Annotated in this window: 6 protein-coding genes; all 6 read left to right on the forward strand. The window is 38.6% G+C overall.

Going from position 1 to position 8,288, the window contains the following annotated elements; genetic code table 11:
- Window positions 1–11 precede the first annotated feature (11 nt).
- Complete coding sequence (locus IX38_RS20335) at window positions 12–2,354, forward strand: phosphocholine-specific phospholipase C (protein WP_034707796.1); 2,343 nt, start codon at window positions 12–14, stop codon at window positions 2,352–2,354.
- Between the two features lie 180 nt (window positions 2,355–2,534).
- On the forward strand, window positions 2,535–3,113 hold the full coding sequence (locus IX38_RS20340; RefSeq protein ID WP_034707797.1) for a hypothetical protein: 579 nt from the start codon (window positions 2,535–2,537) through the stop codon (window positions 3,111–3,113).
- Window positions 3,114–3,210: 97 nt separating this feature from the next.
- Complete coding sequence (locus IX38_RS20345; protein ID WP_034707798.1) at window positions 3,211–4,008, forward strand: hypothetical protein; 798 nt, start codon at window positions 3,211–3,213, stop codon at window positions 4,006–4,008.
- A complete protein-coding gene (locus IX38_RS20350) occupies window positions 4,001–6,751 on the forward strand; it encodes a COG1470 family protein (RefSeq protein ID WP_034707799.1) in 2,751 nt (916 codons plus the stop codon). The genes IX38_RS20345 and IX38_RS20350 overlap by 8 nt, the downstream gene beginning before the upstream one ends.
- Window positions 6,748–7,272: a hypothetical protein gene (locus tag IX38_RS20355; RefSeq protein WP_034707800.1), complete on the forward strand. Its 525-nt coding sequence runs from the start codon at window positions 6,748–6,750 to the stop codon at window positions 7,270–7,272. Before IX38_RS20350 ends, IX38_RS20355 begins: the two co-directional genes overlap by 4 nt.
- Before the next feature lie 9 nt (window positions 7,273–7,281).
- On the forward strand, window positions 7,282–7,803 hold the full coding sequence (locus tag IX38_RS20360; RefSeq protein WP_051884962.1) for a hypothetical protein: 522 nt from the start codon (window positions 7,282–7,284) through the stop codon (window positions 7,801–7,803).
- Window positions 7,804–8,288 lie beyond the last annotated feature (485 nt).

Here is an 8,288-nt window from a genome sequence, read left to right on the forward strand (position 1 = left end):
TTTGATTGAACATGAACAGAAGAGAATTTTTAGAAAAATCAAGCCTTTTACTGGCCGGGCTGGGAACTTCAGGCGTTCTTCATCCTGCCATTTTAAAAGCGCTGGCCATTGAGCCGGCAGCACTGTCTACTTTTTATGACGCAGAACATGTGGTGATTCTGATGCAGGAAAACCGTTCTTTTGACCATACTTTCGGAGCATTAAAAGGGGTAAGGGGCTTTCTTGACAAAAGAGCTTTCGTTAAAGAAGACGGACATTCCGTTTTTTTTCAAAAAGATGATGCAGGGAAATATGCTTCACCTGCAAGGCTAGATCTTAGAAATACAAAATCTACGTGGATGAGCTCTCTTCCGCATTCCTGGTCGGATCAGCAGAAAGCTTTGAACAAAGGAAAATACGACAAATGGCTGCAGTTTAAAGCCTCCGGAAATAAAGATTATAAAAGTATTCCACTTACTTTAGGTTATTACAACCGGGAAGACCTTCCTTTTTATTACCAGCTGGCAGATGCATTTACCATATTTGACCAATACTTCTGCTCCTCACTTACGGGAACTACTCCAAACAGACTTTTCCACTGGTCGGGAACACTCAGGGAACAGCAGAATGGTAAAGTAAAAGCCAATGTCTATAATGAAAACATTGATTATGACAAAGCCAGACAGGCACACTGGAAAACCTTCCCCGAAATACTGGAGGAACAGAATGTTTCATGGAAGATCTACCAGAACGAGATCAGCCTTCCAAAAGGAATGTCCGGAGAACAGGAAGCCTGGCTGAGTAATTTTACAGATAACCCGATTGAATGGTTTTCAAAATTCAATGTCAAGTTTTCAAAAGGCTATCATCAGAATATTCCTAAAATTATTGCTTACCTGAAAGAGGAAATCGGAAAAAAACCGGATCAGAAAAAAAGACTGGAATCAATGATCGCTGAGCTTGAAGAAGACCAGAAAAAATATACTCCTGAAAATTATTCCAAACTTTCACAGCAGGAAAAAAATCTTCACGAAAAAGCCTTTACTACAAATATTAATGATCCGGACTACTGGAACCTGGAGATCGGAAATGATGAAAACGGAGAAAGACTGGTTGTTCCGAAAGGAGATGTACTGTTCCAGTTCCGGAAAGATGTAGAAGAGAAAAAGCTTCCTTTAGTTTCCTGGCTGGTGGCTCCTGAACATTTTTCTGATCATCCCGGATCGCCCTGGTATGGTGCATGGTACATTTCAGAGGTTTTAAATATTCTGACTAAAGATCCTGAGACTTGGAAAAAAACAATTTTCATTATCAATTATGATGAAAACGACGGATATTTCGACCACGTTCTTCCATTTGCTCCACCACTCAACCCAAGCCAACCTGTTGACATGAATGGTAAAAAAGGAGTGGAATATGTAGATAAATCCCAGGAGTACATGTCTGCCCTTCCGCTGAAAGACCATGAAAAAATAGAAGGAACCGTCGGTTTGGGATATAGAGTTCCAATGATCATTGCGTCACCGTGGACGAAAGGAGGCTTCATCAATTCCCAAGTTTCCGATCATACTTCCGTTCTGCAGTTCCTGGAAAAATTCATTCAGAAAAAATATGGTAAAGACGTTAAAATTGACAATATCAGCGATTGGAGAAGAGCAATTTGCGGCGATCTGACTTCTGCTTTTAATTCTTCCGGCACCAAGGCTCCCCAAATGGATTACCTTGATCAGAAAGATTATGCAAAGACCATCAATGCTGCCAAAAGCAAGCCTGTCCCGGATCTGAAATGGTATGCAGAAAATGAGATCAGTGATCGTTTTCTTGAAATTCAGGAAAGAGGAAGCAGGCCTTCCAATCCGCTTCCTTATCATTACCATGTCAACCTGGAAAACGGAAAGATCAAAATGACGAATTTAAAAGAAGCCGGTGTTCCTCTACTCATTTATGACAGAACACAGCTCAACAGTGATAATTATTATTTCTCTTACGCACTGTATTCAAAAATGGAACTTTCACATGCCGTACATCCAGGGAAATATGATTATGAAATTTTCGGGCCTAATGGTTTTTTCCGGAAATTCAGCGGAAATAATATACCTGAAACAGAAGTGAAGCTAATCAGTAACAGTTCAAAAAATCAGGTAGAATTGGTTTTCAAAAAGAAGGAAGGAAACGTTTCCGTTACCGTGGAAGATCTGTATGAGAAAAATAAAAAAACTGTCTCTTTACATCAGGCGGAAGAAAAAATAACGATTGATCTCAGTAAAAATAAAGGCTGGTATGATTTAAAAGTCATACTTGATGACCATATCTGGCATTTTGCGGGAAGAATAGAAACCGGAAAAGTTTCTGTCTCCGACCCTCACTGGGCATAATCAAAAAGCCGATAAATGAATATGAAGCCTTGCACAAATAGTGTAGGGCTTTTACAATAATTACGATCCAGCACAATACTGTAGTTTTACATAATTCACATGTAAGTGGTTAAAAAAGAGAATTTTATTACAATACTGCATCTATTTTAATTAAATTCACATAACTAATTAACAAACAACATGAAAAAATTAAACCTAAACATTGTCGTATGCTTAATGACTGCCGCATTTTCCGGTGGTTTACAGGCACAGGATACCAATACCGACAATCACACCATCACAATTTCTATTCCCGAGGTTGCACTAGTAGATATTGAACCAGCAGCAACGAAAAACATTACATTAGGGTTTACAGCACCTACTGAAGCGGGTAATCCTGTTACGGCAAGCGCATCAGACAATACCCTTTGGCTGAATTATTCGTCCATCAAATCTGTAGCAGATCCTACCCGTAATGTATCTGTAAAAGTAAATGCCCTTATTCCGGGAATAGATATCCATGTCACGGCAGCAGCGGCTACAGGCAGCGGAGGCGGCACATTAGGTACACCAGCAGCCCAGATTACCCTGAGCGCAGCAGACCAAACTATCATTTCAGGGATCGGAAGTGCCTATACCGGAAACGGAGCCAATAACGGGCACAATCTTACCTATGCTCTTGCAGCAGGAAGCGGACCTGGAGGAGTAGCGGCGTATGCAGATCTGCAGGCAACGGCTACCACCCTGGCTACGGTTACTTACACAATCTCGGACAATTAATCTAAACTTTTAGTTTAAGGTAAACCAGAAGAAGCCGCCTGTCAGTTTCTTCCCGGTTTTATATGGTCAATGATTTAATTCCAAACTTTACATAATTATGATAAAGCGCATTTTCCTTTTGATATTTCTAATGATTCAGTTCAGTTTTCTGCAGGCAGGTATTGTTGTCCTAAACGGCCTAACCCATGCTTACAAAGTGGAAAACGGAAAAGTGTATAAAGGGAAAATTGGTATTGAAAATACAGACAGTAAACCTCAGAGCGTAAAACTGTTTTTACAGGATTTCACCTATAAAGCTGACGGATCTATAAGTTATACCGCTATACGTACCAACAGCAAAACCAATGGCGACTGGATAAAGCTTAATACGAATCTGGTCACATTGAAGGGAAAAGAAAAAACTGAAGTATTCTACGAAATTACAGTGCCGGATCAGCCTGTCAGCCCCGGAAGCTACTGGAGTGTGATCATTGTAGAGCCTGTAGAAGATATAAAACCGAGTGATGATAAGGCAGGAGTAAACATCACTTCTGTGATACGCTATGCAGTACAGGTCATTACTGATTATGGAGAAAAGGCAAAACCTGATCTTAAATTCGAAAGTGTAAAAATAGAGAAAGAAGACGGGAAGCAAACGGCAAAAATTGCAGTAATCAACAACGGAAATCTATATTGTAAACCGACTGTAACTGTTGAAATCTACAACCGGAAAACCGGCGAACGGATCGGAAGCTATACGAGCATTGCAATGGGATTATTGCCACAGGCCTCCAAATCTTTTTATATTGATATCAGCAAAGTTCCGGTGGATCAGTATAAGGCTGTCCTTATAGCCACCGATGAAGAAGAAAATGCATTCGCGCTCAATGTGGAATTAGAAGTAAAGAATGAGTAAAATCTGGATATATATCATCCTGTTAACCCTGTTTCCGGCATTTATTTTTTCTCAGAAGCTGTCCAATCTGGCCGGTAAAAAAGATAGCCTAATGCCGGGAATATCTACTTCTATTTCATTTCCTTTGGGAAATATATCCGGTGAAAACAAAATATATGATCTCACTGTTGCTGCTTCAAACCCTTTCATCACTCCTATCTTAGCAAAAGCAGAATTTGAAATAGGAGCCAATGAACAAACAGTTTATATTGTTCCTATCCGCATTGCAGCAGAGGCATCACAGGGTCTGTATTCCGTTATTCTGCATGGAACGGATCAGCAAAACGGAGCAACTTTTACAAAAACATCAGAGATTACAATTTCCGGAAACAGAAAACTCAGCCTGACTTCATTAAATTCGCCGGAGTTGATCAGGGCAGGGGAAACTATCCGTGCATCCTTTCTTTTAAAAAATAACGGCAATATCACTGAAAATCTGATCCTGGAAAGTAAAAATGCCGTTGTGGAAAATGATGCCTCTGTCATTCTGGCTCCAAACGAATCAAAAGTAATTAACATTTATAAGATCACCAATCCGGAGCTGGGACAAAATGAATTTCAGAATCTCAATCTCTCCGTTTATTCTCCGGGTAATACAAAAGAAAACCAGACGGCCTATATAAGTGTAAAAGTGATATCAGTAAAACCTGTAGAAAACGATATTTACCACAGACTTCCTGTTTCGGCATCCTTGTCTTTTATAGGAATGAAAAATATGGGTATTTACGATGATGGTTTTCAGGGAGAAGTGTACGGTAAAGGAAGTTTAGACAAAGAAAATAAAAATCAGATTGAATTTCATGCTGTATCGGCCAATCCCGTTGACTTCAATTCCTTTACCCAATATGAAGAATATTTTGTTAATTATAAAAAAAACAATTTTTTTGTCCATCTGGGTGATAAAATGTATTCGGCTTCATACTTAACCGAGTTTGCAAGATATGGCCGGGGTGCGGAAATTCGTTATGATTTAAAAAATATTAGCTTAGGCGGCTTCTATAACCATCCCAGGTTTTTCCGGGATATCAAAGATGAGTTTAATATATATTCAACCTTTAAAATCCGTAAGGAATCTGAAATCACAACAGGATATCTTTACAAAATTCCCAGGAAGGGGGAAATTAATTTCGGAAACATCAGGCTTTATTCTGAAACCCATCTTCCTTACACTGCCGGGAAATTTAAAATTTCGAAAAATATAACCCTTTCCGGAGAGGCCGCATACAGTAAGAATGAACAAATTAGAGGAACTGCTTATCTGGCCCAGGCCCAGGCCACCTTTGAAAGGCTTAACGGGAATGTCATGTACATGAGGGCAAGTCCCGAATTTGCCGGATATTTTACCAATACCAGTACATTTAACGGAAACCTTCAGTATACTGTTTCAAAAAGGATCAATGTGTTTGCCAATTATGTACAGGATGCCAGAAACTTTCAGAGAGATACTTTATTCCTTGCAGCACCGTACAGAAGCTTTCTTCAGTATGGATTCCAGTATAAATACCTGCAAAACGGTATGGTGACATTTTATAACGGATTTCAAAAGTATCAGGACCGCCTGGAGCCTAAGCAGTTTGATTATTATGAACGATATTTTAAAGTAAGTGTTGATCAGCAAATCGGAATATTTCAGGTAAACCTCCAGGGACAGTTTGGCAAAACAAATAACTATCTGAGTGGATTTAATGGAAATTCGAGTTTCTATACCACTAATATAGCCTTCGAAAAATTCAAAACGTCTTTTAATATTTATGCAAGCTATGCCATCACTTCAAGATATCAGATGCAGAATGAGAAACAAATCTATTACGGAGCCAGGATCTTCAGCCGGTTTTCCGACAAGAACAGTCTGAGCCTTTTTTATCAGAATAATTATATGCCTGAAGAATATTTCAGAGACAGGAATCTATTTGAAGTTTTATTTCATCAGCAGTTGTTTCTAGGCAGCGAACTCGATCTGTCAGGAAGGTATTCATTGCAGCGCGGTGAGCTTGGTACCAAGGATTTTATATTTTCATTACGTTATACACTCCGCCTCAATGTACCTGTACAAAAGACTGCTGAATATACTTCCTTATCAGGAAACATCAGTAATCTCGGGGTAAAAAAGACAGACGGTATCAAATTAATGCTTGGCAGCAATCTATCTGTTACGGACAGAGACGGAAATTATTTATTTAAAAATATTGTTCCCGGGGATTACTTTCTTGAAATAGATCGCTCTACTACAGAAATTGATGATATTCCTGATATTTCTTTACCCGCATCATTACATCTCGTCAACAAAGAGAATATTTTCAATTTCGGTTTAACGACTGCATCCACCATTAAAGGAATCATACTGCTTTCTGAAGATGAGGAAAAAAATCAGTACAGTTTTGTGCATTTTCAGCCTAAAACAGGAAAAAAGAAAAACCAGAGTATCATTATTGAGGTATCAGATGGGAAACAGACTTACCGGAAAATAGTATTTATCGGCGAAACATTCGATTTTACTTATCTGAGTCCTGGAGAATGGAAAGTTAAGCTTTACAGAAACGGTTTGGATAAACGGTATAAAATAGCAGCAGATTCATTTGAATTTAATCTAAAGCCATCCCAAACACAAAATATGGCTATCCATATTGTCAGACAGCAAAGTGAAATTAAATATCAACAGGAAACAATAAAAGTAGGATACAACGAAATAAAGAAGAAAAAATGAGATTAAAGGAACATGCAATATGTTTAATTTTCTGTGTGCTGTCCGGCACAATGTTTTCACAGACTCTTATTGCTGTGACTCTTCCTGTTGTCACTCTGTTAGATATAGAGCCCGCAGGAACTTTTACTTTGAATTTCACGGCACCTACAGAAGCGGGACAAGCTTTAACCGCTCCTGCATCCAATACCGCAAAATGGGTTAACTATACTTCTGCAATTACATCCGGAGGACTTACGAGAAGGGTTACAGCCTCTGTGAATCAACTTATCCCAGGAGTTAATATAAGGATACAGGCAGCGGCAGCCTCCGGAGCTGGTGGCGGAACATTAGGTACATCATCCGGGCTGGTTACCCTGTCCACGACGGCAGCAACCATCATTACAGGTATAGGAGGTGCTTTTACAGGAAATGGGCCTAATAATGGGCACAAACTTACAATCAGTCTTGTTGTAAACACGTATGCTAATCTTTCAGCCATAACCAATATACCTGTTGTCATAACATATACTATTACAGAATAAATTAAAAAAATGGAATGTACCCGTATTATTAATCACTATAAAAAAAATTCAGGAAAATATATCTGTCTTGTTTTTATCATGTTCAGCTGTTGCTGTAAAGCACAGTCGGTAATAGTTTCAGGCACCAATTGGAATGCAGGTATTCCCAGCATTACAGAAGCAGGAAACAATTATACCGGCACTTATAGCAGTGCAACCAACCAGACTATTCTTAATGTTGGCTTGCCTGCATTACTTGGAAGCGTAAAAGTATATGTACATTATGAAGCTAATCCCACATGGAACAATTCATTAATTCTATCTGCAAAAAGAACCAGCAACGGAACCACTTTATGTGTAGGATGCGTTATATCAGGTGGAACTGCTTATCAGACAGTGACGCAGACTGCTATTGAGCTATTCAGAATATCCACTATCTTATCAGTTACATCCTATAGCGGAATTAATATAGAATATCAGCTAAGCGGTGTTTCTGTAACGATTCCTGCAGCAGCCTACCACAGTAAAATAGTTTTTACGGTAAGTAATTAATGATAAGTTAGGAATGATTATAGATAGAACAGCAGTTTTTGATCTTTTGATCCTCAAAATGAATATCCATATTTTGTGTTGATCTTATTGAAGAAAAATATTTTATCTGGTAATAATTATAAAATTGAAACAGTGTTTAAAAATGAGATTATTATCACACAGATTTCTCAGATCGCAAAAGTTTTTTTCAGATATTATTTTATAAACCCCTGGTTGGGATTTTAAGCTGGTGGAATATCTCTCGCAGATCAGGCAGATTGAGCAGATTTTTAATTTCATGTATATTGATCTAAGTTCAGGCTGAAGACTTTGTTTACTCTATACATTGGAGAACGGGCTAAACCGCACTTATTGAAGATAAGGTGATCCGTGTCGAGTGGTGAAGATCTGTCCGCGCCCCTATTACCTATTACCTATTACCTATTACCTATTACCTATTACCTATTACCTATTACCTATTACCTATTACCTATTACCTATTACCT

Origin of the sequence: Chryseobacterium luteum (assembly GCF_000737785.1) — a bacterium.
In the GTDB taxonomy this organism is placed as follows: Bacteria; Bacteroidota; Bacteroidia; order Flavobacteriales; family Weeksellaceae; genus Chryseobacterium; species Chryseobacterium luteum.

What these genes read in the sequence shown, in the direction of transcription:
- IX38_RS20355 (WP_034707800.1), top strand. Translation starts at nt 6,748, where the DNA reads ATGAGATTAAAGGAACATGCAATATGTTTAATTTTCTGTGTGCTGTCC.
- IX38_RS20345 (WP_034707798.1), top strand. Translation starts at nt 3,211, where the DNA reads ATGATAAAGCGCATTTTCCTTTTGATATTTCTAATGATTCAGTTCAGT.
- IX38_RS20350 (WP_034707799.1), top strand. Translation starts at nt 4,001, where the DNA reads ATGAGTAAAATCTGGATATATATCATCCTGTTAACCCTGTTTCCGGCA.
- IX38_RS20360 (WP_051884962.1), top strand. Translation starts at nt 7,282, where the DNA reads ATGGAATGTACCCGTATTATTAATCACTATAAAAAAAATTCAGGAAAA.
- IX38_RS20340 (WP_034707797.1), top strand. Translation starts at nt 2,535, where the DNA reads ATGAAAAAATTAAACCTAAACATTGTCGTATGCTTAATGACTGCCGCA.
- IX38_RS20335 (WP_034707796.1), top strand. Translation starts at nt 12, where the DNA reads ATGAACAGAAGAGAATTTTTAGAAAAATCAAGCCTTTTACTGGCCGGG.